This is a genomic window from Mesorhizobium sp. M0166 (genome assembly GCF_040322255.1).
In the GTDB taxonomy this organism is placed as follows: domain Bacteria; phylum Pseudomonadota; class Alphaproteobacteria; order Rhizobiales; family Rhizobiaceae; genus Mesorhizobium.
Window position 1 is genome coordinate 20,479 of the sequence record NZ_JAMYTD010000032.1, and the last position, 23,599, is coordinate 44,077.

Annotated in this window: 22 protein-coding genes; 7 read left to right on the forward strand and 15 right to left on the reverse strand. The window is 63.3% G+C overall.

All coding sequences use genetic code 11. The annotated features are described in order from the left end of the window. Positions 1-34: 34 nt before the first annotated feature. Entirely contained in the window at positions 35-385 is a 351-nt protein-coding gene (locus NKJ46_RS26080) for a hypothetical protein (protein ID WP_352668677.1), read from the reverse strand. Between the two features lie 180 nt (positions 386-565). On the opposite strand from NKJ46_RS26080, the gene NKJ46_RS26085 reads away from it, so the two are divergent. Next, positions 566-895: a DUF2934 domain-containing protein gene (locus tag NKJ46_RS26085; RefSeq protein ID WP_352668678.1), complete on the forward strand. Its 330-nt coding sequence runs from the start codon at positions 566-568 to the stop codon at positions 893-895. An 82-nt stretch (positions 896-977) separates the two neighbouring features. On the opposite strand, the gene mgrA is transcribed toward NKJ46_RS26085, so the two are convergent. The 7 genes from mgrA to NKJ46_RS26120 form a co-directional block, all read right to left on the reverse strand. Continuing rightward, on the reverse strand, positions 978-2,024 hold the full coding sequence (gene mgrA / locus NKJ46_RS26090) for an L-glyceraldehyde 3-phosphate reductase (protein WP_352668680.1): 1,047 nt from the start codon (positions 2,022-2,024) through the stop codon (positions 978-980). A 129-nt stretch (positions 2,025-2,153) separates the two neighbouring features. Continuing rightward, positions 2,154-3,302 carry a Gfo/Idh/MocA family protein gene (locus NKJ46_RS26095; protein WP_352668681.1) on the reverse strand — a complete coding sequence of 383 codons (1,149 nt, stop codon included), beginning with the start codon at positions 3,300-3,302 and terminating at the stop codon, positions 2,154-2,156. A gap of 12 nt (positions 3,303-3,314) precedes the next feature. Then, positions 3,315-4,061 (reverse strand): sugar phosphate isomerase/epimerase family protein, encoded by a 747-nt coding sequence (locus tag NKJ46_RS26100; protein WP_352668682.1) that lies wholly within the window; start codon positions 4,059-4,061, stop codon positions 3,315-3,317. A 103-nt stretch (positions 4,062-4,164) separates the two neighbouring features. Next, a complete protein-coding gene (locus tag NKJ46_RS26105; protein WP_352668684.1) occupies positions 4,165-5,301 on the reverse strand; it encodes an ABC transporter ATP-binding protein in 1,137 nt (378 codons plus the stop codon). After that, complete coding sequence (locus NKJ46_RS26110) at positions 5,301-6,236, reverse strand: carbohydrate ABC transporter permease (RefSeq protein ID WP_352668687.1); 936 nt, start codon at positions 6,234-6,236, stop codon at positions 5,301-5,303. The genes NKJ46_RS26105 and NKJ46_RS26110 overlap by 1 nt, the downstream gene beginning before the upstream one ends. Then, a complete protein-coding gene (locus NKJ46_RS26115) occupies positions 6,229-7,122 on the reverse strand; it encodes a carbohydrate ABC transporter permease (RefSeq protein WP_023721950.1) in 894 nt (297 codons plus the stop codon). Before NKJ46_RS26115 ends, NKJ46_RS26110 begins: the two co-directional genes overlap by 8 nt. Before the next feature lie 107 nt (positions 7,123-7,229). Next, on the reverse strand, positions 7,230-8,468 hold the full coding sequence (locus NKJ46_RS26120; protein ID WP_352668689.1) for an ABC transporter substrate-binding protein: 1,239 nt from the start codon (positions 8,466-8,468) through the stop codon (positions 7,230-7,232). Between the two features lie 392 nt (positions 8,469-8,860). On the opposite strand from NKJ46_RS26120, the gene NKJ46_RS26125 reads away from it, so the two are divergent. The 6 genes from NKJ46_RS26125 to NKJ46_RS26150 all read left to right on the forward strand — a co-directional run bounded on the left by NKJ46_RS26125 (position 8,861) and on the right by NKJ46_RS26150 (position 17,081). After that, positions 8,861-9,910, forward strand: coding sequence for a LacI family transcriptional regulator (locus tag NKJ46_RS26125; protein ID WP_352668691.1), 1,050 nt, complete (start codon positions 8,861-8,863; stop codon positions 9,908-9,910). 501 nt (positions 9,911-10,411) lie between these two features. Continuing rightward, a complete protein-coding gene (locus NKJ46_RS26130) occupies positions 10,412-11,596 on the forward strand; it encodes an ROK family transcriptional regulator (protein ID WP_352668693.1) in 1,185 nt (394 codons plus the stop codon). 111 nt (positions 11,597-11,707) lie between these two features. Beyond that, positions 11,708-13,015: an ABC transporter substrate-binding protein gene (locus tag NKJ46_RS26135; RefSeq protein WP_352668696.1), complete on the forward strand. Its 1,308-nt coding sequence runs from the start codon at positions 11,708-11,710 to the stop codon at positions 13,013-13,015. 77 nt (positions 13,016-13,092) lie between these two features. Next, positions 13,093-14,013, forward strand: a complete 921-nt coding sequence (locus tag NKJ46_RS26140; protein WP_352668698.1) for a carbohydrate ABC transporter permease — start codon at positions 13,093-13,095, stop codon at positions 14,011-14,013. Then, positions 14,013-14,915 carry a carbohydrate ABC transporter permease gene (locus NKJ46_RS26145; RefSeq protein ID WP_352668700.1) on the forward strand — a complete coding sequence of 301 codons (903 nt, stop codon included), beginning with the start codon at positions 14,013-14,015 and terminating at the stop codon, positions 14,913-14,915. The genes NKJ46_RS26140 and NKJ46_RS26145 overlap by 1 nt, the downstream gene beginning before the upstream one ends. A 24-nt stretch (positions 14,916-14,939) precedes the next feature. Next, a complete protein-coding gene (locus tag NKJ46_RS26150) occupies positions 14,940-17,081 on the forward strand; it encodes a beta-galactosidase (protein ID WP_352668702.1) in 2,142 nt (713 codons plus the stop codon). Positions 17,082-17,351: 270 nt separating this feature from the next. On the opposite strand, the gene NKJ46_RS26155 is transcribed toward NKJ46_RS26150, so the two are convergent. The 7 genes from NKJ46_RS26155 to NKJ46_RS26185 all read right to left on the reverse strand — a co-directional run bounded on the left by NKJ46_RS26155 (position 17,352) and on the right by NKJ46_RS26185 (position 23,562). Next, a complete protein-coding gene (locus tag NKJ46_RS26155) occupies positions 17,352-17,582 on the reverse strand; it encodes a hypothetical protein (RefSeq protein WP_095488311.1) in 231 nt (76 codons plus the stop codon). Positions 17,583-17,769: 187 nt separating this feature from the next. After that, entirely contained in the window at positions 17,770-19,194 is a 1,425-nt protein-coding gene (gene gnd, locus NKJ46_RS26160; RefSeq protein ID WP_352668704.1) for an NADP-dependent phosphogluconate dehydrogenase, read from the reverse strand. Positions 19,195-19,315: 121 nt separating this feature from the next. Next, the gene (locus NKJ46_RS26165) at positions 19,316-20,953 is read right to left on the reverse strand and encodes a copper resistance CopC/CopD family protein (protein ID WP_352668706.1); all 1,638 of its coding nucleotides are present in this window, start codon (positions 20,951-20,953) and stop codon (positions 19,316-19,318) included. Positions 20,954-21,005: 52 nt separating this feature from the next. Next, positions 21,006-21,524, reverse strand: a complete 519-nt coding sequence (locus tag NKJ46_RS26170) for a YcnI family copper-binding membrane protein (protein WP_352668708.1) — start codon at positions 21,522-21,524, stop codon at positions 21,006-21,008. 25 nt (positions 21,525-21,549) lie between these two features. Then, complete coding sequence (locus tag NKJ46_RS26175; protein ID WP_352668710.1) at positions 21,550-22,083, reverse strand: copper chaperone PCu(A)C; 534 nt, start codon at positions 22,081-22,083, stop codon at positions 21,550-21,552. A gap of 100 nt (positions 22,084-22,183) precedes the next feature. After that, positions 22,184-22,540, reverse strand: a complete 357-nt coding sequence (locus NKJ46_RS26180) for a DUF2946 family protein (RefSeq protein WP_352668712.1) — start codon at positions 22,538-22,540, stop codon at positions 22,184-22,186. A 119-nt stretch (positions 22,541-22,659) separates the two neighbouring features. Then, positions 22,660-23,562 carry a GntR family transcriptional regulator gene (locus NKJ46_RS26185; RefSeq protein ID WP_352668714.1) on the reverse strand — a complete coding sequence of 301 codons (903 nt, stop codon included), beginning with the start codon at positions 23,560-23,562 and terminating at the stop codon, positions 22,660-22,662. Positions 23,563-23,599 lie beyond the last annotated feature (37 nt).

A 23,599-nucleotide genomic window follows, 5' to 3' on the forward strand; every position in this document is an offset into this window, starting at 1 on the left:
CCCGCTGTTTCTGTCCCACAACCTGGGGTCGGGACTAGAACCAGCGATCGCGGCGCTGGTCTGTGGCGGCCAAGGTGAGGCCGAGTAGCGCCCCTACAGCCGCTCCGAGGATGAATGCCGACGATACTGTGCCGGGATTATCCTGGACAACCCCGGACACCGTCTGCGCCCTGTTGCGCAGGGCTTGTGCAGTCCGGGAGGCGCGGTCAGCAGCGCTGTCATACCAGCCGCCGGCGTCTTCGATCGCCTCTTCCGCGCGTTCGGCCAAGGTCCGATTGATCTTGCTGATCTCGCGCTTCAGCTGCGCGACCTGCTTCTCCAGGGCTTCCTGAGCTTCACGTTGAGTCATCTTGGGTGCTGCGGATTCGTTTGGTTCGTCGGCCATGGTAATCTCCTTTGCTCAGGTGAGGATCAACGGCGTGCCCGCTGTGCAGGTTCCTCGGCAAAACGATTCTGTCCGGTGTTTGTTCGTTGAAAGCGCGGCTTTGCCTGCGAAATCGGCTTGAACATCGGATCGTTCCGGCGCTCCCCGCGTTGGTGAAAACGCCACAAGGGAGGAACCGCCATGGACAACGATCCGCATGAAAAAATTCGGCAGCGAGCCTATGAAATCTGGCTGCGCGAGGGCCGCCCGGATGGCGCGCATGAGCGTCATTGGCAGCAGGCGAAGCAAGAGCTTGGCTACGATGAGACGACGACCGGCCAGGCCAATGATGACGCGGCCGAGCACGGTCCGGCTGGAACGATCGCCAGCTCCGACGTTCTGACGGTCGAGGCACTGGCGATGCGCACCGGGATAACCGGTGATCAGGCGCAAGAGCTGATCGACAGGCTTGGCACCGACAGGGCGACGCTCGAGGAAGCCGCGCGGAACCTCAAGACAGCCGAAAGTTAGCGGCTGGCCACCATGTCGAAGACAGCTGCCAGTTTTCGCTGCCGCGTCTTTTCGATGAAAACGGACCGCAGACCGTCGTCGCCTACTTCCTCGGCGGCCCCTTGCGCTCGGCCGATGCCGCCCAGAGGTTGATGTCCGACTCGCGGGCAAAGGTGTCGATCTCGGCGAGCTCGGCATCGCTGAAGTCGAGCGCCTCCAGCGCGCCGACGCAATCCACGACCTGTTCCGGCCGGCTGGCGCCGATCAGCGCTGACGTCACCCTGCCCCGGCGCAACACCCAGGCCAGCGCCATCTGCGCCAGCGTCTGACCGCGGCGACGGGCGATGACGTTCAGCGCCTCGATATTGGCGATCGATTTGTCATTGATGAATGCCGGGCGCAGCGACTTGCCCTGGCTGGCGCGGCTGCCATCGGGGATGCCGCCGAGATATTTGTCGGTCAGCATGCCTTGCGCCAGCGGCGAGAACACGATCGAGCCGACGCCAAGCCCCTCCAGCGTGTCGAGCAGGCCGTCATCCTCGACCCAACGGTTGAGCATCGAATAACTCGGCTGATGGATCACGCAAGGCGTGCCGAGCTGCTTCAATATGTCGGCGGCCTCGCGGGTGCGCTGCGAATTATAGGAGGAAATGCCGGCATAAAGCGCCTTGCCCGAGCGCACCGCGTGATCGAGCGCGCCCATCGTCTCTTCCAGCGGGGTGTCGGAGTCGAAGCGGTGCGAATAGAAAATGTCGACATAGTCGAGCCCCATCCGCTTCAGGCTCTGGTCGAGGCTGGCCAGCACATATTTGCGGCCGCCCCATTCGCCATAAGGTCCTGCCCACATTTCGTAGCCGGCCTTGGTCGAGATGATCAGCTCGTCGCGATAACCGGCCAAGTCCGTCCGCAGGATCTCGCCGAAGGCCCGTTCCGCCGAGCCGGGCGGCGGGCCGTAATTGTTGGCGAGGTCGAAATGCGTGATGCCGAGATCAAAGGCCTTGCGCGTGATCGCCTGCTTGGTTCTATGCGGCGTGTCGTCGCCGAAATTGTGCCACAGCCCAAGCGAGATCGCCGGCAGCTTCAGGCCGGAGCGCCCGCAGCGATTGTAGACCATCTTTTCGTAGCGGTTTTCGGCGGGAACATAGGGCATGGAAAATCCTCATATCGAAACGGGCCCGACGGCTGCCGCCGCGACAGTGGGGCAGTCGAGCTTGCCACCCTTAGCCTCTCCCCGCGCAAACGGGGAGAGGCTTTTTGCGGTGCTTGGGAGGTGCGCCGCCTACTTGGTTTTCTTCTTCGCCAGCAGCTCCTTCGCCGCCTTGACGCCGAGTGCCGCGGGCCGCTCGCAGCTGGTCTGCATGGCGACGAACTTTCCGGTCTCGCCAGAGCGCAACAGGCCGGTCATGACATCGACGGCATGCAGCGCCAGTTCCATCGAGCAGCGGTGCGGCCGGCCTTCCCTTATCGCGATCGCCATGTCGGCCAGACCGGCGGTGCGGTAGTTGGCCATCATGCCTTGCGAATGCATCTCGTTGGGCACGCCGAACGGATGCGGCCATTTCGGCAGCTTCTTCACCGGCTTGGCGGCTTCGGTGTAGCGCACTTCGCCGCCGAAAAAGTTCGGATCTGGCACGAACACCGTGCCCGCCTCGCCATAGAGCTCCATCGGCGCGTGGCCGTGGCTCCAGACATCCCAGCTGGTGTTGAGCGTCACCACGGCGCCGTTCTCGAATTCCAGCACGCCGTGGATCGTCGTCGGCGTGGAGACCGGGATCTTTTCGCCGGCGCGCGGCTTCGAGCTGATGATGCGTTCCGTCATCGGGATCGAAGCAAAAGCCGCGACCCGCTTCACGGGCCCGATCAACTGGATCAGATTGGTGATGTAATAGGGTCCGATATCGAGCACCGGCCCGGCGCCCGGCTGGAAGAAGAAGTCCGGATTGGGGTGCCAATGCTCCATGCCATGGCTCATCACATGACAGGTGCCGCTGGTGATCCTGCCGAGCTTGCCGGTGTCGATCAGGTCGCGGACAAGCTGGTGCGCGCCGCCGAGGAAGGTGTCGGGGGCAGAGCCGATGCGCAGCCCCTTGTTTTCCGCCCGTTTCTTCAGGTCGAGTCCTTCCTTGACCGACAGCACGAAGGGCTTCTCCGAATAGACGTGCTTGCCGGCATCGAGGATCTGCTTCGACACCTCGTAATGCACCGCCGGAATGGTCAGGTTGACGATGATGTCGATATCGTCGGCCTTGAGCAGCCCCTCGACGGTCTCGGCGCGCAGCTTGAACTCCTTTGCCCGCGCTTTCGCCGCTTCCATGTTGATGTCGGCGCAGGCGCGCATCTCGATGCCGCGAAACAGCGGCGCCAGCGAGAAATACGCCTTCGAGATGTTGCCGCAGCCGATGACGCCGATGCCAAGTTTTGTTGCCATGCTGGTGTGCTCCTAATAGGTCTTGGCAGCTGCGATCGAGCGGCGGGCGAAGCGCTCGATGTCGTTGGGGTTGTCCTGTTCCATGACGTAGTATTTTGCGGCGCTTTTGGCGCGCAGCGCCTTGATCAGGCCGGGCCAGTCGATGGTGCCGTGGCCGACATCCGACCAGCCGTCCTCGTCGAGGCCCTCGCCCGGCTTGGCCATGTCCTTGACGTGGACGGCGACGATGCGCTTGCCGTGCTTCTCGATCCAGGGCAGCGGATCGACGCCGCCGCGCACCACCCAGGCGACGTCCATCTCCCAGCCGACGTCGGGCGCGGAAGACAGGACATGGTCCTGCGGCACCGAGCCGTCGGCAAGCGCCTTGAACTCGAAATCATGGTTGTGCCAGGCAAAGCCATAGCCGGCTTTCTTGGCCGTCTCGCCGACCTTGGCCAGGCGTTCGCCGAAGCCGCGCCAGCCGGCCGCGTCGGCCGGCCTGAACTCGGCGTTCAGGAAGGGGCAGATGAGCAGCGTGATGCCGAGCGCGTCGGCCGTCCTGCGCACGCCGTCGAAATCCTTCTCGAGCGCGTCGATCGAGAAATGCCCGGTCGGCATGGCAAGGCCGTTCTTGTCGAGCTCGGCACGGAACGCCTTGGGATCGTCATAGACGCCGCCGAATCCTTCGACTTGGCTGTAACCAAGCTCGCCCAGCATTTTGAGCACGCCCTCCCAGGGCTGGAAATTGCGGGCGCTGTAAAGTTGGAATGACCAGTTCATCGTCTCTGTCCGTTTCTTGGGATGGTTAGTCTTGGGGGATGAGTCTTTGGGGGGATGGATGGGTCTTTTGGGATGGAAGAGTCTTGGGAGGCTAAATCATGCTCTAGAGGCGGCTACCGGTGGCGGCGTCGAAAAGCGAAGCGCGCATCGGATCAAAACCGATGCCGACCGCCTCGGCGTTGTTTGGCGTGCGCTCGGCTGTCACCCGCACCGTGAAATTCTGGCCGGCGAGCTTCAGCCAGACCAGCGTGTCGGAACCCATCGGCTCGACGACCTCGACATTTGCCGTGGCTGCGAACGGCCATCCCGTGCCGCTGTTGAACGCCACGTGCTCGGGGCGGATGCCGAACACGGCCGGCCCCGGCACCGGGTCCTTCTCGAAAGCATAGGTGGCAAGCGGTATCCGCACATCCTCGGCGACGAAATGCCAGTCGCCTGCCGCCTGCTCCAGTCTGCCGTCGAGAAAGTTCATCGCCGGCGAGCCGAGGAAGCCGGCGACAAACCGGTTGACCGGCCGGTTATAGATGGTCTGCGGCGCATCGAGCTGCTGGATGACGCCGCCCTTCATCACCGCGATACGGTCGGCCAGCGTCATCGCCTCGATCTGGTCGTGGGTGACGTAGATCATGGTGTTCTCGAGCTTGCGATGCAGCAGCTTGATTTCGACGCGCAATTCCGCGCGCAGCTTGGCGTCGAGGTTGGAGAGCGGCTCGTCGAACAGAAAGACGTCGACATCACGCACAAGTGCGCGCCCGATCGCCACGCGCTGGCGCTGGCCGCCGGACAGGGCCGCCGGCTTGCGATGCAAAAGCGGTTCGATCTGCAGGATCTCGGCGGCCCGGGCGATGCGCTTGGCGATCTCGTCCTTGGCGAGACCGGCAACGCGCAGCCCAAACGACAGATTCTTCTCCACCGTCATCTGCGGATAGAGCGCGTAGGATTGGAACACCATCCCGATGCCGCGATCCTTGGGCTCTTCCCAGGTGACGTTCTTGCCCTTGATGAAGATGCGGCCTTCGGAAACGTCGAGCAGCCCGGCAATGCAGTTGAGCAGGGTCGACTTGCCGCAGCCGGACGGGCCGAGCAGCACGATGAACTCGCCTTCGGCGACATCGAGGTTGAGCGTCTGCAGCACCGATATCGCGCCGAAATTCAGCGACAGGTTCTGGATCGAGACGCTGGTGCCGTTTGCCCCCTTGCTGCCGTTTACCGCAATGCTGCCGTTTGCGTTCATCGCCATCACCCTTTCACCGCGCCGGCGGCGATGCCGCGCACAAACAATTTTCCGGACAGGAAATAGACGATCAGCGGCACCAGGCCGGTCAGGATGGTGGCTGCCATGTTGACGTTGTATTCCTTCACGCCTTGCACCGAGTTGACGATGTTGTTGAGCTGCACCGTCATCGGATAGGTGTCGGGGCGGGTGTAGACGACGCCGAACAGGAAGTCGTTCCAGATGCCGGTCACCTGCAGGATGATGGCGACGACGAAGATCGGCAGCGACATCGGCAGCATGATGCGGAAATAAATGCCCCAGAAGCCGGCGCCGTCGACACGCGCTGCCCGGAACAGCTCCTCCGGCATGGAGGTAAAGTAGTTGCGGAACAAGAGTGTGAGGATCGGCATGCCGAAGATGGAATGGACGATCACCAGGCCGCTGAGGCTGCCGTAAAGGCCGACTTCGCGCAGGATGATGACGATCGGATAGATCATCACCTGGTAAGGGATGAAGGCGCCGACGATCAGGATGATGAAGAACGTGTCGGCGCCTTTGAAGCGCCAGTTGGCAAGCGCATAGCCGTTCACCGAGGCGAGCGCGATCGACAGGATCACCGACGGGATCGTGATGCGCACCGAATTCCAGAAGCCACGCGAGAGCCCGTCGCAGTTGAGCCCGGTGCAGGCGCTCGACCAGGCCTTGACCCACGGCTCGAAGGTGATCTCCATCGGCGGCGAGAAGATGTTGCCGAGGCGTATCTCGGGCATGCCTTTGAGCGATGTCACCACCATCACGTAGAGCGGCAAAAGATAGTAGAGCGCCACCACGATCAGCGTGCCGTAGAGGAAGATGTTACGGCGCGAGAATGTGTGGCGCGGCTTCGGTCCGCTCGGCCCGTAGGCTTCGAGCCCGCCGGCGGCGGCAATGGCGGGCAATGAAACGGCTTGGTCAGACACGCTTCTTGCCTCCGAACTCGAGATAGGCCCACGGCACGATGACGATGATCACCGACAGCAGCATCATCGTCGAGGCGGCGAACCCCTGACCGAGGTTCTGGGCGAAGAACATGTAATCATAGACATATTTGGCCGGGACTTCGGAGGCGATACCAGGCCCGCCGCTGGTCTGGGCGACGACAAGGTCGTAGACGCGAACGATGTTGGAGGCGACGATGACCAGCGTGGTGATGAAGACCGGCCGCATCATCGGTATGATGATGAACAGATAGGTCTTCCAGGTCGGTATCCCGTCCACTCGCGCGGCCTTCCAGATATCCTCGTCGATGCCACGCAGGCCGGCCAGCATCAGGCACATGATGAGCCCGGTGCCTTGCCAGAGAGCGGCGATCAATATGCCGTAGATGACGATGCTGGAATCATAGAGCGGATTGAAGCTGAAGCTCGTCCAGCCGAGGCTGCGCACCACTGCCTGGACACCGAACTCGGGATTGAGCAGCCACTGCCAGACGAGACCGGTGACGATGAAGGACAGGGCGAAGGGATAGAGGAAAATGGTCCGGAACGTGTCCTCGAACCGGATCTTCTGGTCGAGCAGGGCCGCAAGCAGGAAGCCGATGACCAGCGAGAACACCAGCGACAGCACGCCGTAGATCAGCAGGTTCTCGATCGAGATCAGCCAGCGCGGCGTTGCCCACAGCCGGTAGTACTGGTCGAGACCGACGAAATGCAGCCGCGGCAGCAGCTTGGAATTGGTGAAGGAATAGAACACCGTCCAGACGGTGCCGCCGACAAAGATCACCAGCGCGGTGAAGATCATTGGGATCGAGGCGATTTTCGCATTGAGGTTGCGAAAGAGTTGGCTAGGGCGTTCGCTCTTGCTCATCTGCACAGCCGCGCTGGATCGGGTAAGGGCCGGAGGGTCAAGAGGCCTTGACCCGAGCTCCCGACCCTGCGCTCGCAGGGGCGGGAGTGAGGCGGTTGGTCGATCGCTCAATCGGCCGAACCGACGATGGCGGCGAAGCGCTTCTGCGCATCTTCCACGGTCATGTCCTGCTTGGCGAAGAACTCGGAGAAAAGATCCTCCTTTTGCTTCTGCGTATCCTGCGAAAGCAGCTGATCGGTCCAGGGCATGACATTGCCCTTGGCGAGGATTTCGAGGCCCTTCTTCATGCAGTCGTTCGCCGCCTTGAGGTCGACGTCGCCGCGCACCGGCAGCGAACCCTTCTTGAGATTGAAGGCGACCTGCGTCTTGGGATCGAGCAGCGTGTGGGCCAGCACTTCCTGTGCCTTCGATTTTTCGGGATCCTTCAGCAGCGGGAAGTAGAAAGCGTCGCCGCCGGTGGCGATCATCTCGTTGAGACCGAGGCCCGGAAGGCAAGTATAGTCCTTACCGGCGACCTGACCGGCAACCTGGAACTCGCCCTGCGCCCAGTCACCCATGATCTGGCCGCCGGCCTTGCCGGTGATGACCAGGTTGGTGGCCTGGTTCCAGTCCTGCACATTGGTGTTCTTCGCCATCTTGCGGGCGTCGTCCGCGGCCTTGAAGACCTTGGCGACTTCGGGCCCGGCGGCGAATTCCGCGTCCTTGTCCTTGTAGACCTTGAGGAAGGCGTCGGTGCCGCCGACCGCCGCAAGCAGCACGTCGAAAGCGCCGGAGGCTTGCCAGGGCTGGCCGCCGACCGCGAGCGGCTGGATGCCTGCTTTTTCAAGAGCGGGCGCCGCAGCGACATATTCATTCCAGTTCTTCGGCACCGGCACGCCGGCTTTTTTGAAGGCGGCATTCGACAGCCACAGCCACTGCCAGGAGTGGATATTGACCGGCACGCAATAGATCTTGCCGTCGAGGGTACAGCCGTCGAGCAGACTCTTCGGGTGCACGATTTCCGTCCACTTTTCCTTGGTGGCGAGATCGGTGAGGTCGCGCATCAGCCCGGCCTGCACCAATTCTTCCGCCTGCCGGCCGTGATTGAACTGGGTCGCGCCCATCGGGTCGCCGCCGGTGATGCGGCTGATCATGATCGGCCGCGCCGTGCCGCCGGAGCCGGCGATAGCGCCGTCCACCCAATGATTGCCGGTTGCGTCGAAAGCCTTGGCGAGTTCGGCGACCGCTGCCGCCTCGCCGCCGGAGGTCCACCAATGGGTGACTTCCAGATCCGTCGCGGCCGCGGGGCCGGCGAATTGCAGCGCGACCGTCGCAGCCAGCGCAGCAGTCATGAGTTGGTATCGCATTTCGTTCCTCCCAGAATCTGAAACGTTACAGATTTTCGATACGGCAATTGCTTGAGGCGCGCAACCCCTCAGGCGAAGGTGGCATCAAGTTTTTTCGAAGCGCGAATAAAATCGCGCGGCTCGCCGGCCTACCGCATCGCAACAAGAGGGGTTGCACTGCAAAATAGAATGCTGCGACGCCAAAAAATCGAAAAAGCCCGTTCCAATCACGGTTTTGCGCCGATTGCAGCACCGCTCGTTCTGCTCTGTCACCAGTGATGTGGCGATGGTCGTGACAATCTGTAACGTTTCAGTATATAGCGGTTTCATTCGGTGAAGGCGCGCGGCGAACCCGCGGCCGGCCGATTGCCGGGCTGTCCGGCAACTGTTATGCGCCTGACGGGGCGGGGTGAATGAACAGGCATCAAAAAGAAAAGGCCGACGAAGCGTCGGGCCAGGGCCGGCCGACACTGAAGACGCTCGCCTTCATGACCGGGCTGGGCGTCACCACCGTGTCGCGCGCGCTGAAGGACGCGCCCGAGATCGGCGCCGAGACCAGGCGGCGCGTCCAGCTTGTCGCCAAGCAGATCGGTTATCGGCCCAACCGTGCCGGCGTACGCCTGCGCACCGGCAAGACCAATGTCATCAGCCTGGTGCTCAACACCGAGCACGAGATCATGAGCTTTGTCTCGGACATCATCTACGGCGTTTCGGAAGTCATTGCCGACACGCCCTATCATTTGATCGTGACGCCCTACTCGCGCTCGCAGGATCCGCTCGACCCGATCCGCTACCTCGTGGAAACCGGTTCAGCCGACGGCGTCATCATTTCGCGCACACAGCCAAACGATCCGAGGGCCCGTTATATGCTGGAGCGCGGCATCCCCTTTGCCACGCACGGTCGCACCGATATGGGGCTGATCCATCCTTATCATGATTTCGACAATTACGCTTTCGCAGCCGAGGCAGTGCGTCATCTGGCCGGCCTCGGCCGCCGCCGGCTGGCTCTGCTGGCGCCGCCTGTCGAGCTGACCTATCACGGCCACACGCTCGCCGGCTTTGCCGATGCGCTGAGCGAGGTCGGCGCCAGCGAGATCCCGTTCAACACCGTTTCGATCGATCATTCGATTGAGCAGATCAGAATGCGGACGGCGCAGCTGATGCGCCGCGAAAACCGCCCGGATGGTTTCATCAGCAGCGCCGCCGCCGCGACGCTCGCCATCGTCGCCGGCATCGAAGACGCAGGTCTCAAGCTCGGCCGCGATGTCGATGTGGTGTCCAAACAATCGTCGGAGCTTCTGCACCTGTTTCGCAGCGAATTGCTGGTCGTCAACGAGAACTTCCGGCTGGCCGGCGCCGAGCTCGCCCGCTCGGTGCTGGGCTGGATCGGCGGCGCCGCACCCGGCACCCTGCAAAGCCTGAGCGAGCCGGGCGAAGTGCAGGCCTATCGCCGCCCCGACTAGAGCGGGATACGTTTAGACTGGGACTTGCATCCGGCTCGTTGAAACTGGCATCCGGCTCGATCTATTTGTCTTAGCCGCATTTCTGCAACGCCAGTGATTCCACTTGGCTGCAAAATGCGCGCTGTTGACTGGCAGCCTTGGGCCGTTAACGGCCTGGCAGCTTTCAGGATGACTGGCAAGAAAGCCGACCGTTGCGTCCAGCGTAGTGCGGGCCGCTTTGCGCCAAAAGCGGTCATTGATGTTGGTTCCGCGCCAAAGGCGGACGAGCTCGTAACCGATTGAAGCAACCGGAGTCAGTTATTTGCACGAGAAACAGTGACTCCGGAGGGCTTGGGCGCCCGCCACGGATCGCCGTAATCAACGAACGGGCTGCCGCGGTAGCTTTCACTGCGGAGCGACAACTGACGTTCGGCGTAATTAGAAAAAGGCGGACTCTAGCACGGTTCTGGTCTATGCCGACGCTCGTTGCCGGTCCGCCGGCCTTTTGCAACTGGTCCATGAATGAAGCGCCAGCCCACGACGTCGAGCCTGTTACGCCGTCTCAATCGTTCGGCCGTGGTGGATTTGATCCGCACCGAAGGGGTGATTTCGCCATCGAGCCTCGCCGAGCGGCTGAACATCAGCCTGCCCACGGTGATGCGCGTGATCGAGGATCTGATTGCCGAGGATCTGGTGGCGTATGACGGGTTTGACGAGGCCAATGTCCGGGGCCGTCCCCGGGCACGCATCAAGTTCCGCGGCGCGGCGCATGCAATCATCGGCATCGAGGCCGGCAAGGGCGAGTTCTATGGCGCCGTGGCCAATCTCGAAGGCGTCGTGCAGACAGAAATGCACGAGACCGCCGACGATGATGGCGAGCGCAATTTCGAGAAGCTGGTCGGCCTGATCCGCCGGCTGATGGCGGCCCCCAGCCCGCGCGGCCAGACCATTCGCGGCATCGGCATTGGCCTGCCCTCGATCGTCAGGCAGCCGGAGGGCGAAGTGGTGCTGACGCTCGGGCTCGGCTGGCGCGACATGCCGTTGCGGGCGCGGCTCAGCGAACATTTTCAGATGCCCATCGTCGTCGAGAACGGGCGCAACCTCGCCGCCGTGGGCGAATGGGGGTTCGGGGCCGGGCGTGGCGCCGACAGCGTCGTGAGCCTCTCGATCGGGCCCGGCGCCGGCGCGGGCGTCGTCATCGACGGCAAGCTCTATGGCGGGCACTCACATGCGGCGGGCGAGCTCGGCTGGTATCTCGATGACCCCCTCCTCACCGGGCGGCCGTTCGAACATCTGGGCGACAAGCAATCGCTGCGCTTTTTCGGCATCCCCGAACAGGCGACCAAGATGCTCGAAGAGGCCAACACGCAGTATGCGGCGGGGAAGCTCACCCTGGCTGCCGTCACCGACCGGCAGGCGGGCAAAATCGCGCCAGTCGTGACCGAACTGCTCGACTATACGACGATGGCGGTGGGCAGTGTTGCAGCCTTCATGAACCCCGAAATCATCGTACTGGCGGGCCGGGTCGTCGGCGGCGGTGATCTGGTGCTCGATGTGCTGCGGCATCGCCTCAAGGGCAATGTATACGACCCGCCCCGCCTCGTGATAGGCGCGCTGGGGCACCGCGACATCGTGCTTGGAGCGGTGCGTCTGGTGCTCGATGCGACGACCCTCAACCCTGCCGACAGCCTCGTGATGGCCGACTGAAGATCAATCGATCGCGATTGACAGCGACTGTATGTCGGCATTAAGTTTCTAACTGAAAGAAAAACTGCGCCCTGCATCGTGTGGGAGCGTATCTTTCGTGGGAGGACTTCAATGACGAAGATTTTCAATCCGCTTGGGCGGATGATGCAACGTCGTGACTTCTTGAAAGTTGCGGGTGCGAGCGTTGCGGTAGCGGGTCTGCCTGCGGCAGTTCGCGGTGCCGAGCCCGTCAAGGTGCTTGTGTGGTCGTGGGTGCCGAATCTCCAGCTTCAGGTAGACATGTTCAACGCCGCGCATCCGGGCATCCAGATCGAACTCGTGAATCCCGGCCAGGGCGACCCGGAGTATCAGGCGGTCCGTGCGGGCCTGCAGGCGGGCAGCGGCCTGCCCGACGTCGTCCAAATCGAATACCAGCACCTCGAGAGCTTCCGCCAGGTCGACGCCTTCGCCGACATCGGCCAGTACGCCAATGCCCATAAGGGCGAGTTCCCCGAAGCAACGTGGAAGCAGGTCGCCAAGGGCGATGTGGTCAACGCCATGCCGCAGGATACCGGTCCGATGGCGATGCTCTATCGCAAGGACGTCTTCGACAAGCAGGGGATCACGCCGCCCACCACCTGGGCCGAGTTTGCCGATGCGGCCAAGAAGATCCATGCGGCCGATCCGAATGTGTTCATCACCGACGCGCTGTTCAGCTCAGGCGACTGGGTCACTGCTCTGCTGTGGCCGATGGGCTGGAAGCCGGTCAGCCGCGATGGCGACAAGCTCGCGATCAACATCAACGACAAGATTTCCAAGGACTTCGCCGCCTATTGGCAGGACCTTATTACCGCGGGTGTCATCGAGACCAAGCCGGGGTTCAACAATGAGTGGTACACCGGCCTCGACACGGGCCGCTATGCCACCTGGCTCACTGCGGGCTGGGGTCCAGTATTCCTGACTTCGTTCGCCAAGACCAGCGCGGGCCAGTGGCGTGCCGCCGATCTGCCGCAGTGGGACACGAGCAAGTTCGCGACCGGCAATTGGGGTGGCTCAGCGCTGGCCGTGATGAAAGCGACTCAGCATCTGCCCGAGGCCGCCGAAGTCGCGATTTGGCTGACCACGAATCCCGAAGCCACAAAGCTCTACACCACCAAGCAATTCTTCTTCCCCTGTACCTCCGCGCTGCTGTCTAGCCCGGAATGGGCGGGCAACAAGATGGATTTCTACGGCGGCCAGGCGGTGAACGAAGTGTTCGCCAAATCGGCGAATGCTGTGACGCCATTTGAGTGGAGCCCGTTCCAGAGCTTCTTGTACCAGTCGATGTCCGATGAATTCGGCGCCTCGATCGGCGGCAAGGGCACGCTGTCGGATGCGTTCGACCGCATCCAGCACGCCGTGGTCACCTACGCGAAGGAACAAGGCTTCACCGTAGCCTGACTTCTCCCGGGCAACGGCCGGGCGCGCTTGATCGGCGCGCCCGATCTCTTCATCTTGCCGGACGGGGGACCAGGGCATTGTCGAATTCGCCAGCCGCAGCGACGCGCCCAGCGCGATCGAGCGGTTTTACGTCACGAAAGCTCGCGCCCTATGTGTTCCTGGCGCCTTTCGTGCTGCTGTTTATCGCCTTCATCGTCGCGCCGCTGGTTTATGCGTTCTATATGAGCCTCTACCGCGACACGCTGGTGGGCGGACGGCAATTCGCGGGTGCAGCCAGCTACATCAAGGTCACCGGCGACGCCAAATTCTGGGGCGGCGTGGGGAACCTTGTTTTGTTCGGCATCGTGCAGATGCCGATCATGCTGGGCCTGGCGCTGTTGTTCGCCATCGTGCTCGATCGTGGGCAGGTCTATGCCAAGGGCGTCTTCCGGCTCGGCTTCTTCCTCCCCTACGCCGTGCCGAGCGTGATCGCGACGATCATCTGGGGTTATCTCTACGGCCCCACCTTCGGCCCGTTCACGCAGATGGCCAAGGCGTTCAACCTGCCGCCGCCGGACTTCCTGTCGCCGGGCGTGATGATCTTCTCATTGGCCAATATCGTGACGTGGGAATATGTCGGCTACAATATGGTGATCTACTACGCCGCGCTGAAGGCGATCCCGTCGGACCTCGCCGAGGCCGCGCGGGTCGATGGCGCCTCGCCCTGGCAATTTGCGCGGATGATCCAGCTGCCGCTGCTGTGGCCGGCGATCCTGCTCACCATCATCTTTTCGATCAATGGCACACTGCAGCTGTTCAATGAGCCATATTTGATGCGCGCGCTCGCCAGAAACACCATCAATTCGAGCTACACGCCGAACCTCTATGCCTATTCGCTGGCGACTTCGAACCAGCAGTATGGCTATGCGGCCGCCGTCTCGTTCGTGCTTGGCGTCGTGATCGCCGGGGCCTCCTACATCTTCACCCTGATCGCCAACCGCCGTCGGCCGGAGCAATGATGACTGCGACCACCGACATCGCCACTTTCGAAGCTGCCAAGCGCCGGCCCGGCGAACGGCGGCGCTCGCGGATCATGCTCACGCTGCTGCTGTCACTGTTCCTCCTCTACAGCTTCATGCCGCTGGTCTATCTGGTCCTATCGGCAACGAAGACGAATGGCGACCTGTTCACCACGTTCGGCTTCGGCTTCGGCACCGAGTTCAACCTCTGGCAGAATCTGAGCGATCTTCTGGTGCGCGACAACGGCGTCTTCGTGCGCTGGATGTTCAACAGCGTGCTCTATTCCACCGTCGCCGGGCTCGGTGCCGCGATCTTTGCTACCGCGGCAGGCTATGCGTTCGCCAAGTTCAAATTCGTCGGCCGCAATCTGCTGTTTGCGCTGGTCTTGGGCGCTGTGATGATCCCGCAGACGGCCCTCGTCGTACCGACCTTCCTGCTGCTGGCGCTTTCGGGACTCAGCGACAATCCCCTGGGCGTGATCCTGCCCTCGATGATCTCGCCGATCGGCGTCTATCTGATGCGCGTCTATATCGAGCAGGGCGTCGACGACGAACTGCTCGACGCAGCGCGTATCGATGGCGCCGGCGAGTTCGTGATCTTCCGCGCCATCGTGCTGCGGCTGGTGGCGCCGGGCATAGTGACCGTGGCGCTGCTCTCGTTCGTCGGGACCTGGAACAATTACTTCCTGCCGCTGATCGTGCTGCGCACGCCGGAATATCAGCCGATTACGGTGGGCCTTGCGACCTGGTATCAGCTCGCGCAGCAGGGCGGTGGCGGCGGACAGGTGCTGTTCTCGATCATCATCACCGGCGCGCTGGTCAGCATCATCCCGGTCATCGTGGTGTTCCTGCTGCTGCAGCGGTTCTGGCAGGGCGGCCTCACCGCCGGCGCCATCAAATAGACTATCGCCTGGAGTTTTCCGACTATGACGACTGCCTCGAAATCCGCGCCGCTCTCTGTCTGGCGGCCGATCGCGACCGACACTTTCCTCGTCGGTACCCCGCATTACCCGGAGCATGTCGATGAGAGCTATTGGCAGCGCGACGCCGACCGCATGGCAGCCGCGGGCTTCAACGCGGTGCGACTTGCGGAATTCGCCTGGCATATTATCGAGCCGCACGAGGGGACGTTCGACTTCGGTTTGTTCGACCGCGCCATAGATGTGCTGGGCAAGGTTGGCATCAAGACCATCATGTGCACGCCGACGGCGACGCCGCCGCGCTGGCTGACGGCGCGTTATCCCGAAGTGTTGCGCGTCGATGCCAATGGCCGCGCCATGAGCCATGGCTCGCGCCAGCACGCCAATCTTGCGAGCGGAGTGTTCCGCGAGCATTCGAAGCGCATCACTAAAGCGATGGCCCAGCATTATCGCGGCAATTCGCACATCATCGGCTGGCAGACGGACAATGAGCTCAATACCTCTGGATCGCTGTCCTACGGTCCGGTGACTCTGGCCGAGTTCCAGGCCTTCCTCAAGGACAAGTACAAGACCATCGCCGCGCTCAACGATGCGTGGGGCGGGCATTTCTGGGCCACCGCCTACGACGATTTCGATCAAGTGGTGCTGCCCCTCGACTACGCCCCTGCCCCGGTCGGGCCGACCCATGTGGTCGACTATCACCGCTTCCTCGCCTTCGTCACGGCGCGGTTCCAGCACGATCAGGTGCTGATCCTGCGCGCCACCAATCCAGACTGGTTCGTCTTCCACAATCTGGGGCGGATCGACGACATCGACTTCCGCGGCGAGTTCTCGACCGATCTTGATTTTCTCGGCTTCGACATCTACCCGCATCTCTATGATGAGATGCAGCGGGTCGGCGGCGTCGGCGAGGCGCAGGCGCTGCATCTCGACATCTGCCGCGGCTTCACCGGCAACTTCATTGTGCCCGAGCAGCAATCGGGCTTCGGTGCGCAGCCGAACTTCTCGACGCTGACGCCCGAACCCGGCGAGATGCGCCGCATGGCCTATACGTCAGTGGCGCGCGGCGCCGATGGCGTGATGTTCTTCCGCTGGCGGCCGGCGCATTTCGGCGCCGAGATCTATTGGATGGGCATCATCGATCACGACGACATCCCGCGGCGGCGCTATGACGAGGCCAAGCAATTTGCGGGTGAGGTCACGGCGCTCAAGGACAAGATCCTCGGCACGCATGTGCGCATGGATTTGGGCATCGCCGGATCAGATTTCGACAATCAGGAGATGCACCGCTCCTACCCCATCGGCATGCCGAGCCCGCAGGACGATGCGACGCTGCTGCACCGCTATTGCTACCGCCACAACATCGCCTGCGGCTTCATCCATCCCGAGGATGATCTCAGTAAGCTCAAGGCTCTCTACGTGCCGCATTGGCTGAAATGGACCGATGCGTGGACGGCGCGAATCGAGGCCTTCGCTAAGGCGGGTGGAACGGTAATCCTGGGCGGCCGCACCGGATCACGCGACGTTAACAACCACGTCATCCGCGACACCTCGCCGGGCAAGAGGCTCTCGGCGCTGGCCGGGATCACGGTCGAGGAGTTCGGGTTGCTGACGCCGATCGGCGGCGAGGGGATGTTCGAGCATGGCGGCCGCTTCGGCGCCAACACGGTGCGCAAGAAGCTGCCGGCGACGTCGGCAGGCCGCCAATACGAGCTCAAGATCGGGAATGCGCAGGTGACGGCGGCGCATCTTTATGAGCTGCTTAACATCGCGCCCGGCACGGAGGTTATCGGCAGCTGGGCGAGCCGCTTCGCCGAGGGCCAAGCCGCGATGACTTCGCGCAAAGTCGGCAAGGGCAATGTGATCTACCTCGGCACGTACCTCAGCGATGCTCTGGTCGAGGTGCTGGCCGATCAGGTGCTGGCGCCCGCCGGTATCGTGCCGCTCATCGCCGACATGCCGGCCGGCGTCGAAGCGACCATCCGCGAGAGCAAGGACCGCCGCCTGCTGTTCATCCTCAACACGCTGGGCGAGCCGGCAGACGTGCCGAATATTCCAAAGGGCACCGATCTGCTCGGCGACGCGCAGGTGAAGGCAGGCCGCATGAGGCTCCCCGCCTATGGCTGCAGCATCATCGAACTCGATTAGGATGCTTGGGCGCGACTGACCGAAGTAGGGGACGACACGACGGAGTTGGATCGGAGTGCCTCGTACGGAACGGAGTTGCCCAGTTCTCGACGGCCGCTTTGGGCCAAACCCGGACATCATCCCGCACGAGCCGAATGTCTGCTTTCGGGAACCGACGAAGGAGACCTCAATGGCCGACATTAGGCGCAGTCCCGACGTCCAACTTGCGAACCGCCGGACCGGCCCGAGAACTCCCAACGGCGCGCTTGAGATCACCCGCGCGCGGCTCTACTAGTCCGAAAACCTCACGCTCACGCCGCGCTGCCGAAAATAGGCCTGCATCAACTTGCGCCCCGAGCGGTTGTTCTGCGCCAACTTGGTCGGATCGAACACCGCCTGTTTTATCCCTTCTCGTGTCAGCGCCGCTTTAAGCGTCGCGATATGTGCGTCGATGTCGGCATTGTCCGCCCGGAGGGAGGCATAGATACTTTCGGTCGCCTGGGCCACGGTCGGTTCGCTCACAGGTGTCGTCCTTTGGTTGGTTGAGCGGCGGCTTACCACAGATTCGCGGCTCCGCCGATACCGATGAGACCGTCAATCGTCTCTACCGGCATAGCAGGTTCCTGGCGCGACCCGACACCCAGTTGGTCGCTGGAGACGTCTGCTTTCTGGCAACCGCAAAATTGGACTCTAGGTCCAAGTCGCGGCGCTAACCCGCCGCGCCGCTGCCCCACGGGCCATGGAAGGCGCCCTGCCCGTCGATGCGCTCGAAGCCGTGCGCGCCGAAGAAATCGCGCTGCGCCTGGATCAGGTTCGAAGTGCCGCGGCCCTGCCGGTAACTGTCGAAATAGGCAAGTGCGGATGACAGGGCCGGCACCGGCGAGCCGGCTTCGGCCGCCCTTGCCACGACACGGCGAAGCGACGGATGTGCCTCCTGCATCAACGAGACGAAAGCCGGCGCCATCAGCAGGTTGGTGGCCGCACCGCCGGCGCCGAAGGCCTCCGCCATCGTATCCAGCAATTGCGAGCGGATGATACAGCCGGCCCGCCAGATCTTGGCGATGACCGGCATCGGCAGGTTCCAGTTGAATTCCTTCGATGCGCCGCTCATCACCGCGAAGCCTTGCGCGTAGGCGGCGATCTTGCCGGCAAACAGCGCCAGCTCGAGATCGCCGAGCAGGGCGTCCCTGTCTCCGGAAATCTTGCTCACGCCGCCGCCATAGACCTTTTCGGCGGCAAGCCGCTCGTCCTTGATCGACGACAGCACGCGTGCCGCCACTGCCGCCTCGATCGCGGTGGCCGGGATGCCGAGCTGCTGCGCCTCGATCACCGACCATTTGCCGGTGCCTTTCTGGCCAGCGCGGTCGAGGATGATGTCGACCACCGGTTTGCCGGTCTTTGGATCGTCGGCGGCCAGCACCTTGGCGGTGATCTCGATCAGGTACGAATTGAGCCGGCCCGTGTTCCACTGCGAAAACACCTCAGCGATCTCTTTCGGCCCCATGCCAAGCCCGTCGCGCAATATGCCGTAGATCTCGGCGATCATCTGCATGTCGGCATATTCGATGCCGTTGTGGATGGTCTTGACGAAATGGCCGGCGCCGTCGGTGCCAAGCCACGCCGCGCAAGGCTCGCCCTTGAACTTGGCCGAGATCGCGGTCAGCACCTTTTCGACGCGCTTCCATGACTCTTCGGTGCCGCCGACCATGATCGAGGGGCCGTGGCGTGCGCCCTCCTCGCCGCCGGACACGCCCATGCCAATGAAAGTCAGGCCCGAATCGGTAAGCTCCGAGAAGCGCCGCATTGTATCGCGGAAATTGGCATTGCCGGCGTCGATGACGATGTCGTTGGCCGACAGCACGCCGCGCAATGCCGCGATCTGCTCGTCGACCGGCTTGCCGGCCAGCACCATGATGATGATCGGCCGCGGCGGCCGGATCGCGGCGGCCAGTTCCTCGAGGCTGTAGCAGGGCACCACCCTGTCCCTGAGCGCGCCGGCATTTTCGACAAAGGCATCGGTGCGCGCCGCCGTGCGGTTGAAGACGGCGATGCGGTGCCCCTTCTCGGCGATATTGAGCGCCAGGTTGGAGCCCATCGTGCCAAGGCCGATCAGGCCTATTTCGGCTTTTTCCATCGTTTCTTCCCTGCTTTCGGATCTTGTTGGTTTGAGCCCGCGATTGATGACGATGATTGACGGGCCTTCAATGCCGCGTCAACCGCCTCGCCGAATTGTGTTGCGTGGACCAGCGCTCTCGTCACGGCCTGATGTCGATCGGCGCCTCTATCTTCACCATCTCGAAATCCGAGACCAGGATATCGAGCCGCGCCGTCCACCGGCCGGCAACCGGAATGACGAGATCGTCGACGCGCCAGGTGCCGTCGCCAAGCCTCGTCGCCGGGCGCTTGATGGGTTCGATGCCGGAATCGGGCTTTGATAGCACCAGCGTCACCTGCTTTGCGTCGAGCGGGCCGAAATCGCCGGTCATGATGGAGATCGAAGCGGCAACAGGCCCGGCATGGCCGGGCACAATGCTGAGGTCGGCCATCGCCTGCAGCGTGTGGATATGCACCGATGCCGGCTGTGCCGCGGCGATCGCCAGCGCGCGCGGCGGCGGCGTGAACCGCCAGCCGGCGGCAACGCCGAAGATCGTCAGCACGATCAGCACCTCGATGCCGATCGAGCGGGCCAGCCGCCGCTGGACTTCCGTATTTCCTGCCTCAGCCGGGGCCGTAAGCTTCAAGCGATTGACCGCGGCGAGCGTGAACAGAAAGACGAGCAGCACCAGCTTGAGCAGCAGCAGCCGGCCGTAAGCGGTATGGACCAGCGCCGACGGCGTTTGCACCTGGATGACGGCGAGCACGATGCCGGCTGCCGCAAGCACGGCCACGACGAACAGGATCGCCCGCGAAAACCGGCGCAGCAACGGCCCGGCCAAGTCCGGCTGCCGTTTCAAGGCAAGACTGAGCGGCGCCAGCGCCCCGGCCCAGATCGCGATACCACTGGCGTGCAGAAACACCATCGGCCGGGTCAGCCATTGCGGCTCGGCGGCGCTGGCATGGCCGCTGGCGGCAAGTGCTGCGCCGACGCCAACCAGTCCGGCCAGGGCGAGCGGCTTTGCGTCGGCTGGCGAGACGACCAGCGACAACAGGCCAAGGCCGAGCGCCATCAGCGCGATCAGCACCGTCCAGCCGAAGCTGGTACCGAGCCCGGTCTGCCAGATGACCGGCTGCGCCAGCCGGGCAAGCGGCGCGCCGAGTGCATCCAGCCCCTGGAAACCGAGCGACAGGGGTGCGGCGGCCAGCCCGCACAGGATCGCCACGACGATCAGGCGCTGGCCGGATCGCCCGCCTTGCGCCACCCAGGCCAGCGTAAAGGCACCGCCGACGCCGAAAAACAGGCCGATATAGAGGAATATCTTGCTGATCCAGATCGCCGTTCGAAGCCCGCGGTCGACGGCTTCGGAGGCGGCCGGCGCAGCACTCGGCGCACCGACCGAGAACAGCACCGAGCCGCCGACCGGATGCCCGTCGGCAGAGATTACCCGCCAGCTCAGCACATGCGTGCCGGATTTCAGCGCCTGCGGATTGTCGATCTCGAGGGTCTGGCCGCTGAGCCGGAAGGAGCTCAGCGGGATCGACGTGCCGTCGGGCCGCACCAGCGTCAGCACCAGCGGCGAAACCGGCTCGCTGAAGGTCAGCGACATCTGCGACGGGCTCTGCGCCAGCACCGCACCGTCAGCCGGCTCGGCCTTGATCAGCGCCGCATGGGCGAAGGCCGGATCAGGCATGGCAATTGCGGCGAGCAGCACGATGGCGGCAAGCAGGCCAGCCGCAAGCCGGCCAGAATAGTTGCCGGCCATGCAAGCTTGCCGCAGGAAGGATGCCGCGCTCATCTCACCGCCAAGAGCAGCGGCGCGCTCATCCGCCAAAGCGCGCCGCTGGAGCTCACTTCTTCGGCAGCAGCTTGAGGCCGGGCGCCGGAAATTCCAGCGCGTCCTCAGCCTGCCCGGCCGCCGGAATCTCGATCCAGCGATCGGCAACCCCGTCACATTCCTGCACCACCGGGAAATGCAGCATCTGGCCTGCCGGCAGGTCGGACGCCAGCGTCGCGCGAAAGACGAATTCGTCGTAGAACTCGTCCGGCAGGCTGCCGGCGCTCCAGTCGATCTCCTTGACGCCGCTGGTCACTGCCTGGCCGTAGAGCTGGTAGGACTTCTCGTATTTGCCGTTCTTGACCTGCAGCGTCCAACCCGGTTTCGGCATCGGTTTGACCGAGAGCACCCCTTCCGGGATCTGCACGCGCAGCGCGGTCGTCGCCTTGCCCTCGCAGCCATGCGGCACCCGAAGAACCGCCTTGTAGGTCGAGCCGACCGCCGCCTCCGGCGTTTCGAGCGTGATGTGGGCGAAGGCCGCGCTGGTCCCGAGGACGAAAAGCGCGCAGCCCGTCAAAAGAGATTTCTTCATGATGCTACCTCTCGAAACGGCCAAGTCAGTCGTCCTGGGGTGCCGGGCTGCCGATGCCTTGCACGGCGAATTCAATCTGCACGGGCCCGGCTTTCTCGAAGGTCAGCGTGGCGGAGAACATTTCGCCCTGCTTGGGCTGCCGCTTCAAATCCATGAACATCAAATGATAGCCGTTGGGCGCCAGCGCGACCTTGCCACCGGCCGGGATTTCGAGGCCGCCGGTGACCGGCCGCATGGTCATGACGCCATTGCTGACGCCCATCTCGTGCAGTTCGGCCTTGGCCGAAATGTCGGAGGTGATCGACAGCAGGCGATCCGGCGCACTGCCGGTGTTGGTGATGGTGAAGTAGCCGCCGGCTACCTTGGCGCCGGCTGGCGTGGCACGCGACCAGGGGTGCCCGATCTCGATATCGCCAAGCTTGAACTCATGTGCCAGCACCGTCTGGGCGCTGGCGAACAGGAGGGAAAGAACGCAAAGGGCGACGCCGAGACGCTGCTCGAAACCACCCAGTGCGAAGCGCCTGCGGCTGGATGCGGCAGCGCGAAAAGAGTGAGACATGATTGCTCCGTGGACTTTAGGGGATCGCGCCGATGGCCGGTCGCGAACGATGTCGATAAACGCGCCGGCAAAGCGTTGCGCAGCGCGAACCAAGAACGGATCAGGCCGTCGCCGGTGGGGCGCGCGGATTGGACGGAGTGCGGGCGCGGGCGAAATCGCGATGCCGAAAGGCCGGCAGGATAAAGGCGATGGTTTCGACGGAGAGGCTGCGAGACAGGCTCCCGGCGGCATCGGGCGGCGCATAGACCGCCGAAACGAGGTTGCAGCCAAGCATGCAGCAGGCCGGCATGTGCTGCTGATGCGGATCGCCGGCGGGGAGTTGCGCCGCACCGTCATGGGTGCAGATCGTGTTGCCGAAAGCATCGAATTGCGAGGCGTTCGGCTCGACGCCGGAAGCAAACGCGCCGAACATCGACTGGAGCACGAGAAGCCATGCCGCGGCGAACGCGACCGGCATGCTCCATCGTCTCCGGCGTATGGTCAAGAACCAGCCTCTTCACGCAGCAACGTCAACTCTCTAGCACGGAGCTGGCGGCCGGAAAATCGCCAAAACGTTGCTGCGGCAACGCAACACAATCACGCGCGCAGCGGCTGCCTGCCCTCGGGAATCGACGTCAGCAGCGTGTGGCGGGCCGATTTCAGGTGCTTGCGGCAGGCGGCGTCAACCTTGGCGAGATCGCGCGATTTGAGCGCGGCGATATAGGCGAGATGCTCCTGGACCGCGACTTCGTTGCGCTCGCGCTCCTGCGCCTTGTTCCACTGGTAATGATAGTGGAAGATCATGGCGATGACGTCGTAGAAATCGACAATGAAGCGGTTGTGCGACGCCCGGTGGATCAGCCGGTGAAAGCGCTCGTCAAGCTCGGAGAATTCGTTGAAACGCACGGCGATCTCCCGCGCCAGCCGGTGATGCTCGTCTTCCAGAAGGAAGAGGTCGGCCCACACCGGGCTGTCCTCGGGCAGAGCGGCAAAGGCTGCGGCCGAGCGCAGTTCGAACATCTCGCGGATTTCGGTCAGCTCCAGCGCGAAGGCGCGGGTGAAACCTTTCAGCACCCAGTGGCTGTTGCGGCGCTTCTCGATCAGCCCAAAGCGCGAGAAGCGGATCAGGAATTCGCGCACGCTGGTGGTGCCGACGCCGATCTCGCGCGCCAGTTCGAGCTCGTTGATCTGCATGCCGGCTTCGGCACCGCTGGCAAGCAGCCGCCGCATGAAGGAGCGCTCGATGATCTCGGCCAGCGTGTCGGTTTCTTCCTCGGGGAAGAAATCGTCCGGCCGCGGTTCGCGCAGAACCGTCTTGCTGCGCTTGTTCCAGTCGATCAGCCCGGTTTCTTCCATGCGCGCCAGGATGGTGCGGACCGTCGTGCGGCTGACGCCGAGCAGCGTACCCAGCTCCGGCTCCGAAGGCAGGCTCCTGGTTTCGTCGAGCAGCCTCAGACCGCGATTATAGGCATCCTTGTAAACGTTGTTGCTCTTCGACATCCCTGCCCCGTGGCGCCGCCGCTTGCGTCCGACGTGA

Excerpts from the sequence above, each read along its gene's own strand:
- NKJ46_RS26095 (WP_352668681.1), bottom strand. The coding sequence starts at position 3,302 with ATGGCAACAAAACTTGGCATCGGCGTCATCGGCTGCGGCAACATCTCG.
- NKJ46_RS26165 (WP_352668706.1), bottom strand. The coding sequence starts at position 20,953 with ATGAGCGCGGCATCCTTCCTGCGGCAAGCTTGCATGGCCGGCAACTAT.
- NKJ46_RS26105 (WP_352668684.1), bottom strand. The coding sequence starts at position 5,301 with ATGGCGATGAACGCAAACGGCAGCATTGCGGTAAACGGCAGCAAGGGG.
- NKJ46_RS26115 (WP_023721950.1), bottom strand. The coding sequence starts at position 7,122 with ATGAGCAAGAGCGAACGCCCTAGCCAACTCTTTCGCAACCTCAATGCG.
- NKJ46_RS26150 (WP_352668702.1), top strand. The coding sequence starts at position 14,940 with ATGACGACTGCCTCGAAATCCGCGCCGCTCTCTGTCTGGCGGCCGATC.
- NKJ46_RS26185 (WP_352668714.1), bottom strand. The coding sequence starts at position 23,562 with ATGTCGAAGAGCAACAACGTTTACAAGGATGCCTATAATCGCGGTCTG.
- NKJ46_RS26175 (WP_352668710.1), bottom strand. The coding sequence starts at position 22,083 with ATGTCTCACTCTTTTCGCGCTGCCGCATCCAGCCGCAGGCGCTTCGCA.
- NKJ46_RS26170 (WP_352668708.1), bottom strand. The coding sequence starts at position 21,524 with ATGAAGAAATCTCTTTTGACGGGCTGCGCGCTTTTCGTCCTCGGGACC.
- NKJ46_RS26100 (WP_352668682.1), bottom strand. The coding sequence starts at position 4,061 with ATGAACTGGTCATTCCAACTTTACAGCGCCCGCAATTTCCAGCCCTGG.
- NKJ46_RS26080 (WP_352668677.1), bottom strand. The coding sequence starts at position 385 with ATGGCCGACGAACCAAACGAATCCGCAGCACCCAAGATGACTCAACGT.
- mgrA (WP_352668680.1), bottom strand. The coding sequence starts at position 2,024 with ATGCCCTATGTTCCCGCCGAAAACCGCTACGAAAAGATGGTCTACAAT.
- NKJ46_RS26085 (WP_352668678.1), top strand. The coding sequence starts at position 566 with ATGGACAACGATCCGCATGAAAAAATTCGGCAGCGAGCCTATGAAATC.
- gnd (WP_352668704.1), bottom strand. The coding sequence starts at position 19,194 with ATGGAAAAAGCCGAAATAGGCCTGATCGGCCTTGGCACGATGGGCTCC.
- NKJ46_RS26180 (WP_352668712.1), bottom strand. The coding sequence starts at position 22,540 with ATGCCGGTCGCGTTCGCCGCGGCATGGCTTCTCGTGCTCCAGTCGATG.
- NKJ46_RS26120 (WP_352668689.1), bottom strand. The coding sequence starts at position 8,468 with ATGCGATACCAACTCATGACTGCTGCGCTGGCTGCGACGGTCGCGCTG.
- NKJ46_RS26125 (WP_352668691.1), top strand. The coding sequence starts at position 8,861 with ATGAACAGGCATCAAAAAGAAAAGGCCGACGAAGCGTCGGGCCAGGGC.
- NKJ46_RS26135 (WP_352668696.1), top strand. The coding sequence starts at position 11,708 with ATGACGAAGATTTTCAATCCGCTTGGGCGGATGATGCAACGTCGTGAC.
- NKJ46_RS26130 (WP_352668693.1), top strand. The coding sequence starts at position 10,412 with ATGAAGCGCCAGCCCACGACGTCGAGCCTGTTACGCCGTCTCAATCGT.
- NKJ46_RS26145 (WP_352668700.1), top strand. The coding sequence starts at position 14,013 with ATGACTGCGACCACCGACATCGCCACTTTCGAAGCTGCCAAGCGCCGG.